The 17,524-nt window shown below is 53.0% G+C and carries 14 protein-coding genes; 4 read left to right on the top strand and 10 right to left on the bottom strand.

Features of this window, described 5'->3' with window-relative positions:
• Nucleotides 1–9: 9 nt before the first annotated feature.
• The 9 genes from H7A51_04535 to H7A51_04495 form a co-directional block, all read right to left on the bottom strand.
• Nucleotides 10–1,740: a bifunctional protein-serine/threonine kinase/phosphatase gene (locus tag H7A51_04535; protein MCP5535487.1), complete on the bottom strand. Its 1,731-nt coding sequence runs from the start codon at nt 1,738–1,740 to the stop codon at nt 10–12.
• 52 nt (nt 1,741–1,792) lie between these two features.
• Nucleotides 1,793–2,137, bottom strand: coding sequence for a nitrite reductase small subunit NirD (gene nirD / locus H7A51_04530; GenBank protein MCP5535486.1), 345 nt, complete (start codon nt 2,135–2,137; stop codon nt 1,793–1,795).
• Between the two features lie 19 nt (nt 2,138–2,156).
• A complete protein-coding gene (nirB, locus tag H7A51_04525; GenBank protein MCP5535485.1) occupies nt 2,157–4,706 on the bottom strand; it encodes a nitrite reductase large subunit in 2,550 nt (849 codons plus the stop codon).
• Nucleotides 4,707–4,726: 20 nt separating this feature from the next.
• Nucleotides 4,727–6,196: a NarK family nitrate/nitrite MFS transporter gene (locus tag H7A51_04520; protein MCP5535484.1), complete on the bottom strand. Its 1,470-nt coding sequence runs from the start codon at nt 6,194–6,196 to the stop codon at nt 4,727–4,729.
• A 137-nt stretch (nt 6,197–6,333) separates the two neighbouring features.
• Nucleotides 6,334–6,714, bottom strand: coding sequence for a fluoride efflux transporter CrcB (gene crcB, locus H7A51_04515; protein ID MCP5535483.1), 381 nt, complete (start codon nt 6,712–6,714; stop codon nt 6,334–6,336).
• A complete protein-coding gene (locus H7A51_04510) occupies nt 6,711–7,382 on the bottom strand; it encodes a phosphoribosylanthranilate isomerase (protein ID MCP5535482.1) in 672 nt (223 codons plus the stop codon). Before H7A51_04510 ends, crcB begins: the two co-directional genes overlap by 4 nt.
• A 94-nt stretch (nt 7,383–7,476) precedes the next feature.
• Nucleotides 7,477–8,352: a YicC family protein gene (locus H7A51_04505; protein MCP5535481.1), complete on the bottom strand. Its 876-nt coding sequence runs from the start codon at nt 8,350–8,352 to the stop codon at nt 7,477–7,479.
• 29 nt (nt 8,353–8,381) lie between these two features.
• Nucleotides 8,382–9,890, bottom strand: coding sequence for a twin-arginine translocase subunit TatC (gene tatC, locus H7A51_04500; GenBank protein MCP5535480.1), 1,509 nt, complete (start codon nt 9,888–9,890; stop codon nt 8,382–8,384).
• Between the two features lie 65 nt (nt 9,891–9,955).
• Entirely contained in the window at nt 9,956–10,582 is a 627-nt protein-coding gene (locus tag H7A51_04495; GenBank protein MCP5535479.1) for a DUF4126 domain-containing protein, read from the bottom strand.
• 298 nt (nt 10,583–10,880) lie between these two features.
• Here H7A51_04495 and H7A51_04490 point away from each other — a divergent pair, with 298 nt between their 5' ends.
• From H7A51_04490 to H7A51_04475, 4 genes are all read left to right on the top strand, one after another.
• A complete protein-coding gene (locus tag H7A51_04490) occupies nt 10,881–11,093 on the top strand; it encodes a hypothetical protein (protein ID MCP5535478.1) in 213 nt (70 codons plus the stop codon).
• Nucleotides 11,093–14,479 (top strand): hypothetical protein, encoded by a 3,387-nt coding sequence (locus tag H7A51_04485; GenBank protein ID MCP5535477.1) that lies wholly within the window; start codon nt 11,093–11,095, stop codon nt 14,477–14,479. The genes H7A51_04490 and H7A51_04485 overlap by 1 nt, the downstream gene beginning before the upstream one ends.
• Nucleotides 14,457–15,455 (top strand): hypothetical protein, encoded by a 999-nt coding sequence (locus H7A51_04480; GenBank protein ID MCP5535476.1) that lies wholly within the window; start codon nt 14,457–14,459, stop codon nt 15,453–15,455. The genes H7A51_04485 and H7A51_04480 overlap by 23 nt, the downstream gene beginning before the upstream one ends.
• A gap of 213 nt (nt 15,456–15,668) precedes the next feature.
• Nucleotides 15,669–16,760, top strand: a complete 1,092-nt coding sequence (locus H7A51_04475) for a hypothetical protein (GenBank protein ID MCP5535475.1) — start codon at nt 15,669–15,671, stop codon at nt 16,758–16,760.
• A gap of 5 nt (nt 16,761–16,765) precedes the next feature.
• Here the strand turns inward: H7A51_04475 and H7A51_04470 are convergent, their stop codons facing one another.
• Complete coding sequence (locus H7A51_04470) at nt 16,766–17,440, bottom strand: dTMP kinase (protein MCP5535474.1); 675 nt, start codon at nt 17,438–17,440, stop codon at nt 16,766–16,768.
• Nucleotides 17,441–17,524 lie beyond the last annotated feature (84 nt).

Here is a 17,524-nt window from a genome sequence, read left to right as displayed (position 1 = left end):
TGGGTTGAATCAGCGCCAGAGCAGGGCGACGACCAGAGCGACCAGCAGCACCAGTGATGTCCATTTCCAGAAACGAACCGGGTCTCGTTCAAGTAGAGGAAGGTTGCGGGTCTCGATGAACCGGGGGTTCGGCTGTTCCAGGTCGTGGACAAATTCGGACAGGGTGTCGTAGCGGTTTTCCGGACGCAGACTGAGGGCTTTTTTTAATGCTCCATCCATCCAGTAGGGGACCATGGGCTGGTGTTTAAAACTCGGGGTGTATGTCAGCGCGCTAAAGTCACGGAGGCTCGATGCCTTTTCCCACTTGGGTCCGTATGGCTCTTTGCCACCCGTCAGCATGTGGTAAGCGAGCATGGCGATGGAAAACTGGTCGGCCTTGGTGGTGGGCTTGATGTGCAACCTGTATTCAGGGGCGCTGAAATCAACCGTGCCAAGAGCGGATTGACGATCATAGGGGACCTCTATTTCCCGGATGGACGCCACCTGGCATGAGCCATAATCGATCAGTTTGACGCGGCCCTTTTCATCGAGCATGATGTTATCGGGTTTGATATCCTGATGGAGGGTCTCTTTCCGGTGCAGGGCCCTGACTCCTTCAGTGACTTCACGGATGATTCGCACCACTTCCTGGGTATCCGGACGCTTGGCGTGATTCTGAATCCAAGATCCGAGACTGGCTCCTTTGACGTGCTCAATGAGGAAATACAGAAACTTTGGCGTTTTGCTTCCTCGAATCAGTTTGACCAGATGGGGGTGGTCAACACGGCGACCGATCCATTCCTCCATGAGGAAACGTTCGATATAAGCGGGGTCATCCTGGAAATTGACCGAGGGGGTTTTCATCACCATCTGCTGCTTGGTTTCCTGGTCCCTGACCAGGTAGAGCTGGCTGCTCTTGCTGGCACTCAGAACACTTTCAATACGCAATCCGTCGATTGTCATGCCCGGGTCAAGGTCGGGAGGGAAGGGGCGTGCCTTGAGCCGCCGATGCACTTCATCCTGGTCGCCGTCCGGGAGCGCGTCCACGCGGATGATGACACAGCTGAGGTTGTCGCCGCTCCCGTTAGCCAATGCTCGACCGACGATGGTTTCGGCTGCCGTATCCAGATCGTCAGAATTATCTACGATGGTTTTCGTAATTTCATCGGCATGAACAAAGTCATGCACGCCGTCAGTTGTTAGGATGTAGACATCACCCACTTCGAGAGAAGCTTTTCGATAATCGACCTTGAGTTCCATCCCCAGTCCCATGGCCCGGGTTAGGTAACAGGTATCTTCGGAAATGCGGCTTGAGTGGTCGGTTGTCAGGCGTTCGAAGCCACCTTGCCTGAGCCGTGCTATGCGGGTGTCACCAACATGGAAAATGTGTGCGCTGCGTGACTTGAAAACCACGGCGGTGAAGGTGGAGACGTATCCTTTGTGTTCATCCCGAAACTGGCTCCGGCTCTGGCTAGTGAGCCATGAGTTGAGAGCGCCGACGATGCGATGACCGGATGTTTTTACCTGCCACGATTCTGGCGTGCTGTAGTAATCGGCGAGAAAGCCCTGGACGCACATTTCCGCAGCTTCCAGGCCCGCGCTGGCTGCACTGACACCATCGGCAATGACTGCGGCAATGCCTTTGGTGGCTAGCAGGCTGCCTTCAGGTATGCGCACTCCCACGCAGTCTTCATTGACTGGTTTGGCACCTGCTTCGGTCGACTGACCGACGCTGATCGCCATGGTATTCTGGAAGTGCACGGCATCAGTCATAGCACCGGGTGGCCGCATGTCAAAACAGCTTCAGTGCGGTTCAGTCGACTTGCAGAAAGACCTCGTTGTTTTCCACCCTGAGCGGATAGGTTTTCAGATCACTGACATCACCCTCACCGAGGTGTTTTCCGTCCTTGAGGGAGAACGGGGTTTTATGCAGCGGGCATGTCACCTTGTGTCCGGCGCCGGTGCATCCGACAATGCCACGGGACAGGACCATACGCTGATTGTATGGGTTTAAATTCTGCACCGCATACCATTTCTCAGGGCTGCCGTTTTCTGCGATGCGGAATACGGCGATTTGCTGCTCGTTTACTTTGACACAGCTTCCGAGGTCGGCAGGGAAGTCTGAGATGGACCCGACTTTGTTCCAGGAGTTACTCATGATTGTTTTGGTTGTTAGATTAGCTGGCTGAACAGGTGCACGTGCTACATGCGGCACGCTCCTCGTCGGTGGCGGGCCTGATTTGGTTTCTCTCTTGTTTGAAAACCACGGTGTCATCCTCGTCGTCGGAGTTCACGAAGTGGCGGAAGCGCTTCAGCTTTTCCGGATCGTTGATGGCGTTTTTCCATTCACACTCGTAAGTATCGATCAGGTGCTGCATTTGCTCTTCAAGCTCGTCGGCAATTCCCAGGGAGTCATTGATCACCACATCCTGAAGGTGCTTCAGACCTCCTTCGAGCTTGGTCATCCAGGTCGACGTCCGCTCCAGGCGATCGGCTGTCTTGATGTAATACATCAGGAATCGATCAATGTATCTGACCAGCGTCTCCCGGTCAATATCCGTGGCAAACAAGTCGGCGTGGCGCGGGTTCATACCACCGTTACCACAGACGTAGAGGTTCCATCCTTTTTCCGTGGCAATGATACCGAAATCCTTGCTTCTGGCTTCGGCACATTCGCGTGCACAACCGCTCACCGCGGACTTGAGTTTGTGGGGTGAGCGAATCCCGCGGTAGCGTTCCTCCAGATCAATGGCCAGGGTGGTGCTGTCCTGCACTCCGAAACGGCACCAGGTCGAGCCGACACATGACTTCACCGTGCGCAGTGCCTTGCCGTAGGCGTGGCCGGACTCGAAACCCGCGTCCACCAGCTCTTTCCAGATTTCCGGCAACTGATGCACCCGCGCACCGAGTAAATCGATCCGCTGGCCACCGGTCAGTTTCATGTAGAGATTGTATTTTTTGGCCACCTGGCCGATCACGATCAGTTTGTCCGGTGTGATTTCACCACCCGGGATACGGGGAATCACCGAGTAGGTGCCATCCTGCTGGATGTTTGCGAGGTAGACGTCGTTACTGTCCTGCAAGGGAGCATGTTTAAGGATCGGCTCGTTCCAGACCGAGGCGAGGATCGAGGCGGCAGCGGGCTTACAAATCTCGCAACCGAGTCCCTTGCCGTGTTTGGAAATCAGCTCATCGAAGGTTTTGATGCCGGTTGCCCTGACCACTTGATATAACTCCGTGCGTGATAGCTCAAAGTGCTCGCACAAGTGATTGTTGACAGTCACTCCATTCTCCATGAGCTTGGCTTTGAGAATGTCGGTCATCAAAGGAACGCAGCCGCCGCATCCGGTTCCCGCTTTCGTGCAGGCTTTTAAATCGCCAACGGTGCATGCTCCGTTGTCGATCGCCTTGCAAAGCTCACCTTTGGTGACTGCCTCACAAGAACAGATCTGAGCTGAGCTCGGGATATCCGCTGGGCCCATGGCCGCGCCACCGCCATCCTCACCAGCAGGAAGGATCAGACGTACCGGCTCGGGTGGCAGGACCAGCTCGTTGTGGTACATCTGCAGCAGACCACCGTATGCCGAGGCATCGCCAACCAGAATTCCGCCGAGCAGTTTTTTGCCATCTGCGGAAATGACCAGTTTTTTGTAATGTTTGCCAACGGGGTCGTTGATCACAATTTCCCGGGAATCATCGCCCTCGCCGGTTTCAATCTGACCAAAGCTGGCGACATCGGTTCCTAACAGTTTGAGCTTGGTCGACATGTCGGCACCTTCAAATGTGTTTGATCTACCCAGCACTTGATCACTGACAACATCCGCCATCTGATAGCCAGGGGCGACGAGGCCGTAGATCATGCCGTTGAACAGCGCACACTCCCCAATGGCATAGATGTCGGGGTCGGTGGTGAGTAGCTGCTTGTCCACCTGGATGCCGCCACGACCGCCTACGGCGAGGCCTGCATCACGGGCGAGTTCATCACGGGGTTTGATGCCGGCGGAAACGATGATCATATCAACGTCCAGGGTGGTACCATCGGCAAACTCCATCGCAGTGACCTTGTCGTCACCAGCGATATTGGTGGTGTTTTTACTGAGGTTGACACCAATATTGCGTTCCTCGATAAGCGCCTTGAGCATCGCGCCACCTGCCGCGTCGACCTGGCGAGCCATCAGTCGGGGAGCGAACTCGACAACTTCAGTTTTGAGACCGAGATCCTGGGCGGCCTTGGCGGCTTCGAGACCTAGCAGACCGCCGCCAATCACAGCACACCGCTTGCTTTGCTTGGCGTAAGCAGTGATCGCTTCCAGATCCTCAATGGTTCGGTAAACGAAGACCCCATCTTTATTGACACCGGGAACAGGGGGGACAAAGGCATCGGAGCCGGTAGCCATGACGATTTTGTCGTAGCCAACTGTAAGCCCCTTGGCGGAGGTTACTGTTTTTGCCGCGCGGTTGATGGACACGATTTTGTCGCCAACATGAATTTCGATCTCTCGCTCTTGGTACCAATCAAGGGCCGCCATACTGAGGTCTTCTGCCGATTTTCCAGCAAAGTAATCCGAGAGGTGTACGCGGTCGTAGGCGATTCTGGGTTCTTCACAGAATGTAACAATTTGGAATGCCTTGGTGGTATCTTTGTCAGCAAGGCGTTCACAGAATTTGTATCCGACCATGCCATTGCCGATGACAACAATGCGTTCTTTGATTTTTGAGGTGACCATGATGTTTTGTGTTAGTGGGCTTATGCAACTTCAATGAACTCAACGCTGCCGTCTTCCATGACTTCAGCTGTATGGCCGTGGGGCTCTTCGAGAAAGAGTGTAGCGATGAATGATACGGTACTGGATCCTGCGATGATCAGAAAGAACGTGGAGGCGTCAACGAATGAGAAGATGGTTAGGAATACCACGGCACCCACATTGCCATAAGCTCCGGCCATACCTGCGATCTGGCCAGTCATGCGGCGTTGGATCAGTGGCACCATGGCAAACACAGCGCCCTCGCCCGACTGGACAAAAAACGAGCAGGCCATGGTTGCGATCACGGCGACGGCGAGTGGCCATGTCCCGGAAATCTGACTTAAAAGCAGGTAGCCGGCAGCGAGTCCTAACATGAAAATGAGCATGCTTTTACGACGGCCGATTTTATCACTGATGAGACCACCCGCTGGGCGGGCTGCTAGGTTCATAAAGGCAAAACCTGATGCCATTAAACCAGCAACCACGGGGCTGAGTGAGAATGTCTCCATAAAGAACATGGGGAGCATGGAGACGACGGCAAGCTCCGAGCCGAAGGTGACAAAGTAGTTGATGTCGAGAATGGCAACCTGCTTGAATTTATATCTAAACAGCTCAGGAGTTCCGTCCTTCAGCATGTCCTTGTTGACTCGATGGATCTGTGACGTTTGAAAGGCATAGAGGACGACCAAGAAGCCATAGATGATGTAGACGGTAGGTTGACTCAAGAGATTGACGCCACTCGGAGAAAGTTTCCATGCGAGCAATGCCAGTGCGAGATACATCGGGATGGTCATCAGCAGGAGGAAAACGAAATCCCTTTTGCTGCTGACCTCAAGTCCACCCGTTTTTTTGGGTTTGAAGTAAGTTGATCCTTTGGGGGTGTCCCGGACAGAGCGAGAATAGATAAAGCCATAGACAAAAATAATGGCGGCTGTGGTCAGCAGGGCGTAGCGCCACCCATTTTCGCCTCCATAGATGAGGGCAAGTGACGGTAGACTGAATGCAGCGGCAGCCGAACCGAAGTTGCCCCAGCCACCGTAGATACCTTCTGCAAGGCCCACTTTTTTAGCCGGAAACCACTCGCCGACCATCCGTATGCCAATGACAAAACCGGCACCGACAAAGCCCATCAGAAAGCGAGCCATAGCAAGCTGTTCGTAGCTTTGTGCGAGTGCGAAAAATGCACAGAGCACCCCGGAAGCAACCATCAGGAAAGTATAGGTCACCCGTGGTCCGAACTTATCAACGAGTATACCAATGATGATCCGGGCGGGTATGGTAAGAGCAACATTGAGGAGCAATAGTGCCTTCCACTGGGCTTTGGAGAGATCAAATGTCTCCACGATCGCAGCTCCGAGGGGGGCGTGGTTAAACCATACTAGGAAAGTGAGGAAGAAGGCGATCCAGGTAAAATGTAAGGTTCGAATGCTCGGGTCTTTGACGGAGAATACGTTTAGCTTATCAGAGTGCATCTTACGCCTGTATAAGCAACTGCCGTGCCAGCTTTTATCCCAACAACTGCCTGGGCGTGAAAACCGGTGGTTTTCCGTGTTCTAACGTGCGGTTGTTATGTTGTTTTCATTGGCGGTAGATGTCGAGCTGGCTCTGCTTACTGGCCACAGAGCTTAAAACCCAGCCAAACTGCGAGCAGGGTGCCGATGACGGAGGCGATGATGTTGAGCATGGCCAGGGCGGGGGATGCGGAAAACAGTTTATGGGTGTCGAGAGCGAAGGTTGAAAAGGTAGTGAATGCACCAAGGAAACCGGTGACGGCCAGTGGATGAAGCCAGGTGGGATGTTCGTTCCCCTTGGAAGCGATGTATCCAAAGAGGCAGCCGATGAGAAAGCTGCCGAGGAGGTTGCAGGCGAAAATACCTATCGGGAACCGGTGCAGCCGGGTGTGTTCTGCAAGCGACTGAATGCCTGAAGACAGTCCGAACCGGGAAAGGGCACCAAGTCCACCGCCGAGGAAGATGTAGATGAGGTTCATGGGGGGCAGGAGTCGGGAATCGGGAGTCGGGTGGCAGCCAGGAGGGCTTGAACTTTTTTGAAGTCCTTGATGCCCGGGGAAAGTTCGGCGCCGGAGGCGATGTCGAGTGCTGCGGGGTGGACTTGTCGGATGGCATCGGCGGCATTGTCGGGATTGATACCACCGGCCAACAGGATGGGGGTCTCCGGATGCTCGGTGATGAAGGTTTGTGCGTGTGTCCAATCGAATTTTTCACCCGTGCCACCATAAACACCCGGGGCAGGGGTGTCTAACAAGATGGCAGTGGCCCGGTAGTCGGTGATTTTCTCTAACGAATTCTTGTTCTTTACACCAATTGCCTTGATAAAAGGTAATGAGGCATCGGCAAAGGGGGCGCAATACTCCGGTGATTCATCTCCGTGGAACTGGGCAATGTCGATCAAGTCATCCTCCAGTAGTTGCCGCGGGATGTCAGGGAAGGCATTGACAAAGACCCCGACACGGATGATTTTCCCCTTGGATGATTTCAGGAAGGAAGCTGCAATTTCCGGGTTGATGTAGCGTTTTGATTGTGACCAGAAATTGACCCCCAGTGCTTCCACACCCAGCTCGATCAAACGCTCCGCGTCCTTGGCAATGGTGACGCCGCAAATTTTCAGCGATGTTTGGGCTGGATCGAGGAAGGACACTTGGAATGAATAAGTGGATGATTGAAGAATGAATGATTGTCCTGGGGGGGGCGTGCTTGGATTGATGGTGGGCGAGGACGCCTACGCTCCCTTCTTACTCGACGTTCTGGACTTGCTCGCGGATTTTTTCGAGCTCGGTTTTGGCATTCACAATCAGCTGGGCGAGTATGGCGTCGTTGGCTTTGGAGCCTATCGTATTGAACTCACGGTTGATCTCCTGGCAGAGGAAGTCAAGAGGGCGTCCCACAGGTTCGTCAAGCGCGAGGTATTCGCGGAATTTTTCAAAGTGGGAACGGAGACGGGTCACCTCCTCGGTGATGTCACAGCGGTCGGCGAAGAGACCTATTTCCTTGAGCACGCGGTCGTCATCAATATCAATTTCGAGGCCGGATTCGGTCAACCTCCGGTGTAGGTTTTCGCGGTAGCGGGTCAAAACCGAGGGGGCGTGGGAAACGATTTCATGGGCAATGGTTTCCAGAATCGTGACCCGGCTTTCGATGTCGTCATGGAGGTGCTGTCCCTCGTTTGCCCGCATGGCGATCATTTGATCCAATGCTCCTTCAAGTGCCGGGGTGATCGCCTTCAAAGCATCATCGGGATCGGCGGGGTCATCATCGAAATCGAGGATTTCCGGAGTTCTCAGAAAATCGGTGGAGCTTGCTTGCACGGGACGGTCGATGGCATGGGACAGTTCAGTGAAGGCAGCTTCCAGTGCGCGGGCCCGCGATGCGTTGATGCGGATGGAACTGGTGGCACCCTCGGGTTTTTCCAGTTGGATGCTGATACTGACCCGACCACGGGAGAGCCTTTGCATGGCGGCCTTACGGATACCTGCTTCCAGCTCGGCGTAGGCGCGGGGAAGCTGGACAACGACCTCACCTTGTTTCCGGTTGACTGATGACGCCTCGACTCGGGCGGCGATGGTGCTGGTGGCGTGCTCGGCACGACCAAATCCTGTCATTGAGTGCATGGTGGAATTCAGTTGGAAGTGTTCAGTGTTCAGGTTTGGTCAGTGCTGTCTTTTGAGCCCGAGCCATCCTTGGGTTTTTCGTCTTGTTCCGTCTCATCCGATGGATCTGAACCCGTGTCGAAATCATCCTCCGGTGGTTCGTAGGAGTCGGTGGGACGATAGCTTTCGTGTTCGTAGGCCTGCTCTAACTCGTGCTCACTGAAGTCGTAAGTGCCGGTATCCGATTCATCCCCCTCGTCGCCGCTGTGATCCGCGTGGTAGTCATCGTAGTTGCTGGTGTCCGGATAATAATCATCATACTCCGTATCGTCATGATCATCCGTATCTTCCCGGCTGGTCGAGTACGCTGGGGCCGCCAGGAGTTTCTGGCGCAGCTCCTCCTGTTCCTTGAGTTCGGCCTCACGTTCTTTCCTGTTATGGAAGTACGACAGCCAGATACATATCTCGTAGAGGATAATCATCGGAACCGCCAGGAAGGCGAGGGTGGCTACGTCCGGAGTCGGTGTGATGAGCGCGGCTATCACCACGATGGCGAGGATGGCATACGAACGGGTATTGCGCATGATCTCGTAGTTGAGGATGCCCAGTTTGACCATGGTCATCACCACCACGGGCAGCTCGAATGCCACACCGAAGATCAGGGTGAACTGCGTCGCAAACGAGATGTAGTAACCGATTCGCCACTCGTTGGTGACGCCCATTTCCTGACTATAAGTATAGAAGAAATCGAGCACCTTCGGCAGCACGAAGAAGTAGGAAAACAGAACACCTGCCAGGAACAGGCCGAAGCCGATCGCCATGGCCGGCCAGAGGGCTTTTTTCTCGTTTTGTTTCAACCCGGGCAAAATAAACTGCAGGGTGAAAAACAGCAGCAGCGGGAAGGAAATGACGACCCCCGCGAAGAGGGAGAGTTTGATCGAGAGCATAAACCCCTCGGTTGGATTCAGTGCCTGCATCAGCACCAGCTTGCCTCGCGAATCGACTGCGGCATCAGGTCGTTTGCCATCTTCCATGAGGGCAAGGAGCTGTTTGCGCATGTCCTGGTCAATGCCTGGAAATTTTTCAATGAATCGGGTTCCGGACTTGTCAGAGTTTTCCATATCAATCGCGGCACGGTAATAGCGCACACTCTCGGAGTGGAACTTGAGCTTGTGTTTGTTGTCTGGATCGACGTGATTGTAATAATATTCCTGTTGCTCGGGTGTAAAGCCGGCAACATCACGGTCCGCTTTCTTGGCGAGCTCCCAGGTGTCGAGGTCGATCTCAACCGGCCCCTCGGGCATTTTATCCTTCTGGCTGACCTGCCACACCTGTTCGACGGGGCGGCGGATGATTTCCATCAGTTCGTTGCGGAAAACAAAACAAAAACCCATGGCGATGACCAAGGTCAGGACAATACGTGTAATCACCACACGCAGGTCTTCGAGATGCTCCAGGAAGGGCTTCTCCTCGTCTTCATGCGTCTTGTCACGCAACTGGAATAGTTTTTTTAGCACAAACATGCGTCGTATATCAGCCCCTCCTTCGGGGTTGGGCATGTCTTTAGCTTACCGGGGCGTGCTTGGAAAGCATGGATGTTACGAACTCTCGGGTTCATTTGCCATTAATTCGCGGCATCTTCCATGGTGCCTCCCTGAAGACGTCGTTTGAGGGCGGTCAGACCTTTCCTGATGATCCCCCAAGTCCTGCGGGAGAGCCAGACGGCAAGGAGCACGATGGCGAGAAAGACAAAAAACGATACCACAGGAGCAACGGCCATCAATCCCAGCCCCCCCAGAACCAGGCCATCCTCCCCCAGGCTGGCCACGGCATTGGACACAGGCTCCGGTGACATGTTGATCAGTAGCCGGCCACCGGCCTTGGTCGCGTGGGTAACAAGCGTTGTGCTGCCACTCAGCAGGGCTGCAATCACCGAGACAACCGGATCCATTTCCCCGAGAGCCGCCAGCGCGAGCAAGGTGCCGCCAACCGGGCGAATCAATGTGTGAATGGCATCCCAACTGCTGTCAATCCAAGGTATCTTGTCAGCAAAGAACTCAAGAAGAAACAACACACCCGCAATACCAATGATCCAGGGATTCGCCAGAACATCCAGACTTTCGTATTTCTCCGCAAGATTGATCCAGTTAAACCTCACCGCCAGCCCGGCCAGGAAGGTCGTCAAATAGAGGTTGATCCCGGACAAGGTAGCGAATCCGAGTGCCACACCCAGCAGTGAAAGAGTTTCCATGCGCGTAACTTAGACCTATTTGAATGATACGCGATTGGAAAAATACGTATAATTTACAACCAATCCCGGAATTGTCGCTATATATGATAAGATACATTGAATACTTGCATTGTAGAGATACCTTATTGCGATCCATCATCATAAATGCGTCAATTCTTCTCAGCGACCGTCAATGTTGTTACAATGTAAAAATTGGTTGTTTTTGTCGTCGATACGGGATAATGTAATACGTGATCCTTGGCAGGAGATCAATAATTTTCAGATGAATCCATTTCCGCACAACGACCAACACACATCCATGAACACACAACGACGAGAGCCTCAGACCTGTCCATGCCGGTCAAAGAAGTATGGGCAGCGCGGATTTGCCCTGATTGCCACGGTATCAGTGATGAGCCTCCTCATTCTGATAGCTCTGGCCATGCTGAGCCTAACAACCATTGAGGTGAGGCAGGCGCAGAATTCCAACGATCAGGCTATACAGCCCAGGCAAATGCCCGCCTGGCCTTGATGATTGCGATTGGCCAGCTCCAGAAATCAGCAGGACCGGATCAGAGGGTTACCGCTAATGCGAGTATTTTTGACGAGTTCCCCGATACTTTGGAAATCGACGGAGTTGCTTTGCCTCATACTGTGGGATCATGGTCTACGGTGACTTCAGACCGAAATCCTATCATTTATCAAAAACCTAATGGTGCGCATGCCGACAGAAGAAACCCTACAGATCCTGAATTCATGGATCATCGGGAAAATGTCTTTTCGTGGTTGATCAGTGGGTCAGAAGACAAATCTTTTGATCCGAGAACCATTCAACTTACTGCTGGAAAAGATGCAGTGGTTATCGGCTTTAAAGATGGTGCCGGGATTCTAGCTCCTTTAGTCGCGTCCAATAGCCAGGGAGCAGGTACATCCAAAGGTGGCTATGCCTACCATGTGAGCGATCTGGGGGTAATGGCTCCGATTATCCAGCATAATAAACACGTCACGGAGCTCCCCTCGGTCGACAACCCTCAAAACGGGGGGTATGGAAACCTCTACACTGGGACCAAACGACCATACGGCAACCTCACCGAAACCCAGCAGGCGCTTGCCGAGATTTCCGAGGATGTTATAATAGAGAACGAAGGTCTGGACTCTCGTTATCTTAGCTATGGCACGGCATCCATTAATCCTGATGGCTCCACCAATGGCGATGCCCGAAAGTTCCTTCATGATAATGATCAAGAGTTCACCCGATCCAACAAAGCGCTGATCGTCAATACTTTGACGGGAGGCTTTAAAACGGATCTCACGCCATACTTCAGATCGACCTCCGAAGCCGGTGAGGGTTCCCTGGTAGGCAGCAAAGGTACTATACTAAAGGACTCTGACCCCTTGCTAACACACGAGCGATTTGTGCAGTTTTCACCGAAGTTTGGTGCCCTGCGCGATTACATGCAACTGGGTCGATTGGCTGGATCCAATCGTTCCATGGCACCGAGAACCGCCAAGTATGGCGGGGGGGCGTCCAATGACTACCCTGACCCTACCATGGTCGTGAAACATGGTGTTCATCCCGTTATTGCCGAATACAGTGTTTTTGCCCGGCCAGTCATCGATCCCTCATCACCTTCGAATGTTTCCCTGCTGATCTACCCAAGGGTGACGTTGTGGAACCCATACAACGTGACACTTGATACCACCGGTTATTTTGTCCAAATCAATCAGCGGAGCTATATGAAAATACAGGTTGATGATGACAATAATGGCGATGGTTCGAATGATGAATACGCTTACACAAGCCCTTACTGGGGAAGTGCTCTGCCAAATGATGGTGCACGTTCGCGTCCGAGCTATATGTTTTTCTATCTTGATCCGGTGGCGATGGAGCCAGGGCAGTCACTGGTATTCACACCGGCCAATACCCAGACTCAAAAACTGCAATTACGGGATGGAAATATCCAATCAAATCGTTTGTCAGCCAGTGCCGATATCAGCGACTTGAATTGCTTTTACGTCAATATGAGCGGGCCTGCCGCAGATACGGCTAATAGTTTGCAATATAAATTTCTACGTTATTGGGAAAACGGTTACCACATCGGGTATGAGGAATCGACCTCTGCACGCCTACGTATTGCCAATGGATCAACTAACTATGCTGGGGTCATTGCAGGTTCAGAAGAAAATCCCAATTTCCCCATCGTCCACACGCTGGATATTCATAACTGGATTCGCGGAAATGAGGGTCGATGGCATGATATCAACCGCCCCTGGTTACCGGTCTTGAAAATCAATACGGCAAATACTGTGCCGCCAGACAATCGAACCAAATTGGGCATCCGCCTCAAAGCATTCAATGAAACAGCCGAGAACATGACCAATGTCCCACAGGGCTTCTGGCATTACCCCCTCCTGGAAATGGCTAACATGCGTTCTCCTTTTTATCGCCGCACTCCCTGGGACTGGATATTTGCCAATCCAACAGTTCTACATGAATACTCTTTCGGCCCTTTTGCCAGTGATGACCAAGAACAGCCTGGGTATCTCGACCCGTTCACCCTGCCTCGTTACGTGAGAGGGGTTTCAGAAACGTCTCCATTTATGGATTCAAGCAGTTCGTCTACCCTTCGATATGTCTTGTTCGATGTGCCTTTGCCGAACATGGAGACATTCTCATTGGCGCAGCTGCGTCAAGCGTCGCTCACACATGAATTCAGTGCGCCCAGCTATATCATAGGAGAAAGCCTGGTGCCCGTAACCGCTCCCCGCGACAGCAGTGCCCTGTCTGTCAACGAATACACGACTCATTGGTGGCAGGGGCTTAAACAATCCAGAGTCCCTCAGTATGCCACCTGGTGGCAGGATGAATACGACCCTTCTAACCATTATTCGGCTTACGACTATCGTTTCGAGACGAACCATGCACTTTGGGATCAATATTTTTTCTCAACAATACCTGAAAACGGATTGCTCAGCTCCTATCGAGAGCGTGGATCCTTGCCAAACCCCCGGATGGAGGTTGCCAATGATCCAGGACTTGACCTGTCCACCCCATCCTTGTCCAAGGCTGATAACATCGCTCGTTTTTTACGGATGCACAATCATCACTCCGTAAATTCGACGAGTGCTATCGCGTGGAAATCGCTACTTTCGATGAATATGGGAATGGATATTGCAAGTGGCAATACGGGTGAGAAGGCCGTGCCGTTCCCCGGCAGTTCCCAGCCAACGGGTGATGGCCTTACCTCGACAACATCTTTGGATAGCGAGCTATGGTCAGGATACAGGCAGCTTACAAGTAGCGAAATTGATTTGTTAGCCAAAGAAATTGTGGCACAGGTAAAACGACGTGCCCCCTTCATTTCGTTGTCAGATTTCGTCAACCGGCGGTTGATGACGGCGGACATCGACGAGAAGGCTGCCCCTGATGTTTCAGGACAGTCAGAAAAAGATCTTCTGAGTTATGCTGGTGCCCTTGAGGTGGCTGTTCGCAAATCCGCTTTAAACGCGGGCCTTCAAGATTTCCAGGTTACGTCAGCGTCTTCATATGTTGCCCCGGCATTCACTGCTGAGAGGATCAATACCGCGAATGCTCCAACTGAGCGTTTTGCCAATGCTCCAGCTCACCTGACCCAGGGTAAGATTCTTGAAAGCATTGGTGCGAACTTGACGGCTCGTTCAGATTCATTCCGTATCCGAGCTTATGGGGAAGCTCAGGACGCAAAAGGGAATGTGACGGCCCGCGCGTATTGCGAGGCTATTGTCCAGCGCACATCAGAATATGTTGATGCGCGGGCTGATGATGCCACTACAAGGTATGATGACCTGACATCTGCCGTAAACAAGGAGCATGGGAGACGTTTTGTGATCGAATCCTTCCGTTGGTTGGCCAACGATGAAATGGATCGCATTAACTGATGCTTCATCGGTGACTCGTTCGGAATTGAACCAATTAGCTATTGTTGTGAGTAAAGTATCCATTAACCCGATTATTATTACCTGTTTATCCTGCTTGTTTGTTATCGATGCGGGCATTTTGCGAGCGCAGGAAAGTGAACCCACTACGGAGCGGAGCACGAAAAAGAAGCTTCTGAATGTCAGGTTCGTGGCTCTTGGCCATCGTCGCTTGGCAAAATTTGATCGCAGTAAGGAAGCCAAGGTTATCAAAATCAAAACTCCCGATGGCGACACCATCGAGGAAATCATACCGGCTGGTGTACCTACTGAAATCATGGGGAAGAAGTTCGAGTATCTTCCCTCGTTAGTTTATATGCCTAACAAAGACCATGATACGGGAGAGCGGTTTTCGATTTCGCCACTTACTTTGAATGCGTGCAGCAAGGAAAGTATTATCACTCATCGTCAGCGGCTTGATGTGTATCTTAGACAAAGCTCTGGAGACAAGGGTGGGGAGCAAGAGTTGGTGAAATATGTGTCGTCACCGGTAGGTGAACACCAATCCCATATGCTGGTAGCCTTGGTTAATAAATACAACCAGCTCGAAGGATGGAAAACTCCGGTTACGAAATCATTCGACACAAGCCCTGAGCAATTACCCATCGGTTCTCTGCTCGTATTCAACGGCACACCTTATCGTATAGAAGTGGACTTTATGGCGGACAACAAGATGAATACTGTTACCGTGAAGCCCCTTGACTCACTCAAATTAAAACCCACGGTGAACAAAGAGGCGAGGACCATCCTGAGAGCTAGATTAGTGGCACTTAATGGAGTTAAGAAACAGTTCTACTACAATTCCCTCCGTATTAAGAAAGATGGTAGATCCTACTTGTTTGCCTACTTTGACCCAAGACGACAAACTTCTAACCCTGCCGGAATGGTGCAGTTTTCCGATGAGATCAAATCACCTATACCACAACCAGTTGCACCTTGACCCCACAGCACCGTGCTGACCACAAACAGGAGGACTGCCTAGGCCGACTCCTACCACCAGGGCCAGGCTTTGACGTTTTTAGGTGCAATCCGTGCTGGATCGTGTATGTATGTCTTGGAACGGGTAGGGGGATAAGTTATGAGTGCGTCTTTGCAAGCGAGCACGTGTTCGGCCACGGTGGCCAGTATGCTGTTATGGGGTGGTTGTGCTCCCATGGCGTCGACTCCTTGGGATGCCACTGCGGAGAAGCCCCGGGAGGATCAGCGTGACCTGCTCTATCAGTCGCGCAAGTGGGTAGTAGACCATGGTCGGGTGCAGGCGAGGGACCGCATGGCAAAAGCCCTGGCGCAGCGGGATGAGTCCGGCGGATTGCTTGAATCCCGGATGATGGCGGCCAACAGCGACAAGGCACTTGTTTTTCCTGACTCGTTACACACGATCCCGATGGAGCAGAGGAAACGGATAGGGGTCTTTTTTGTGTTAGGTCTCGATGAAGAAGGGGGCAGGGCTGGTCCAATCATCCAGAAAGCCTCCGTGCACATGTGCCAGTTAGGTTTCCGGGCCAAGGTCATTGCCGGCACTCATCGGAAAACGGCGCAGGAAAATGCCTCGGTGATCGCGGCGGAGCTCAAGGAGATCCTGCCTCACGTCGACAAGGCGGTCTTGTTAGGCTTTTCGCGCGGTTCGACAGATATTGTCCATTTCTGGCTCGGGAAATCGCGTGACATCCCCGTGCATGATTTGAAAAAAATCAGATTGTGGGTCAACTTTGCGGGCGTGATCAGGGGTTCATTGTTTGCCCGTTGGGTCGCGACGGGGAAAGACCCGTTGGCGTGGGGCGCCCGTGGTATTTTAAACGCAAAAAGCCGTTGCCCACGCGCCTCGATGCTCGATGTGGCATCCATCGCCTACGACCGCTGGGCGGCTCCTGACGCGAAGTTTCCCGCTGCTGTCAAACGCAGTATTCACGTGATTAACTTTGTGGTTATACCGGATGGCCCCGACGGCTGGCCGGCCCATGATCCTTACAACAACTTCCTCACCAAGAAGGCTTCGTCAAGCGGCCCCGTGATGGGACCCTGTGATGGCATGGTCGAATCCGCCGCGGCAATTCTTCCTCATCATGCCGGTATGAAGCAATCCATCATCCGTGTCCGTGGCGAGCACCTGATCTTAAGCGGCCAATACCTCAATGGCAATCAGGTGTCCTCCCAGTATCACCAAGGCAGCCGGGCCCGCCTTGATTCGGGTGGCCAGCTGATGGACGATTTCTTCAGGGCAATGCCAAAATCACTGCTGAAGTAGCTTTGTCAGCAAGCTTCCCTGACAATCCTGACAACATCCCGGTGGATTTCCTCAATGGGCGCCTCCGTATTGATGACATGGGCGAACGGCTCACCCTTGAGGCCGAGGAAGAGGTCGCGGCAAAACTGCAGTGACTCCCGTTTTTCAAACTCATTGGCTTCTCCATCCCGGCCCCCGATGCGCTCGAGCGCGATATCGACGGGGAGGTCGAGGATGATCAGGATATCCGGCTTGGGGGCAAAGGCCTCGTTCTGCCCACGAATCTCTGCGGGGTCGATTCCACGGGCACCTTGGTAGGCCATGCTGGAGAAATAATAGCGGTCGAGGATGACGATGCCACCACGTTCAACGGTCGGACGGATCAATTCCTCGACGTGTTGCCGCCGGTCCTTGAGAAAATACTCCAGCTCGTCTTCGATGGTAAGTCTACCCGTCGTAGCGCTTTCGCGGAGTTTGCGTCCCCACGGGCCATTGGTCGGCTCGAAACTCTGCACCACCTCGTGCCCCTCCTGGCGCAGGACTTCGGCCAGCATCGTGGCCTGGGTCGATTTCCCCGTGCCGTCAATGCCTTCAATAACAATCAGTTTTCCTTCGAGGTTTGTCACTTGGTTTTTGGAGTGCGGACGGCTTGCCTCCGCTTTGCGGTCTGGTGCATCTTGCTTCGGGCGGTGGGGTTTCATCGTGTGGGTCTTGATGGGTTGGTGATAGAGCTGCTGGCCGGGATAAAATCGGCAAGCCGGTTCAGAGAAAGCGGAGGCAAGCCG

It is taken from the genome of Akkermansiaceae bacterium (assembly GCA_024233115.1).
GTDB lineage: Bacteria > Verrucomicrobiota > Verrucomicrobiia > Verrucomicrobiales > Akkermansiaceae > Oceaniferula.
This window is presented reverse-complemented; position numbering and strand designations above follow the sequence as displayed.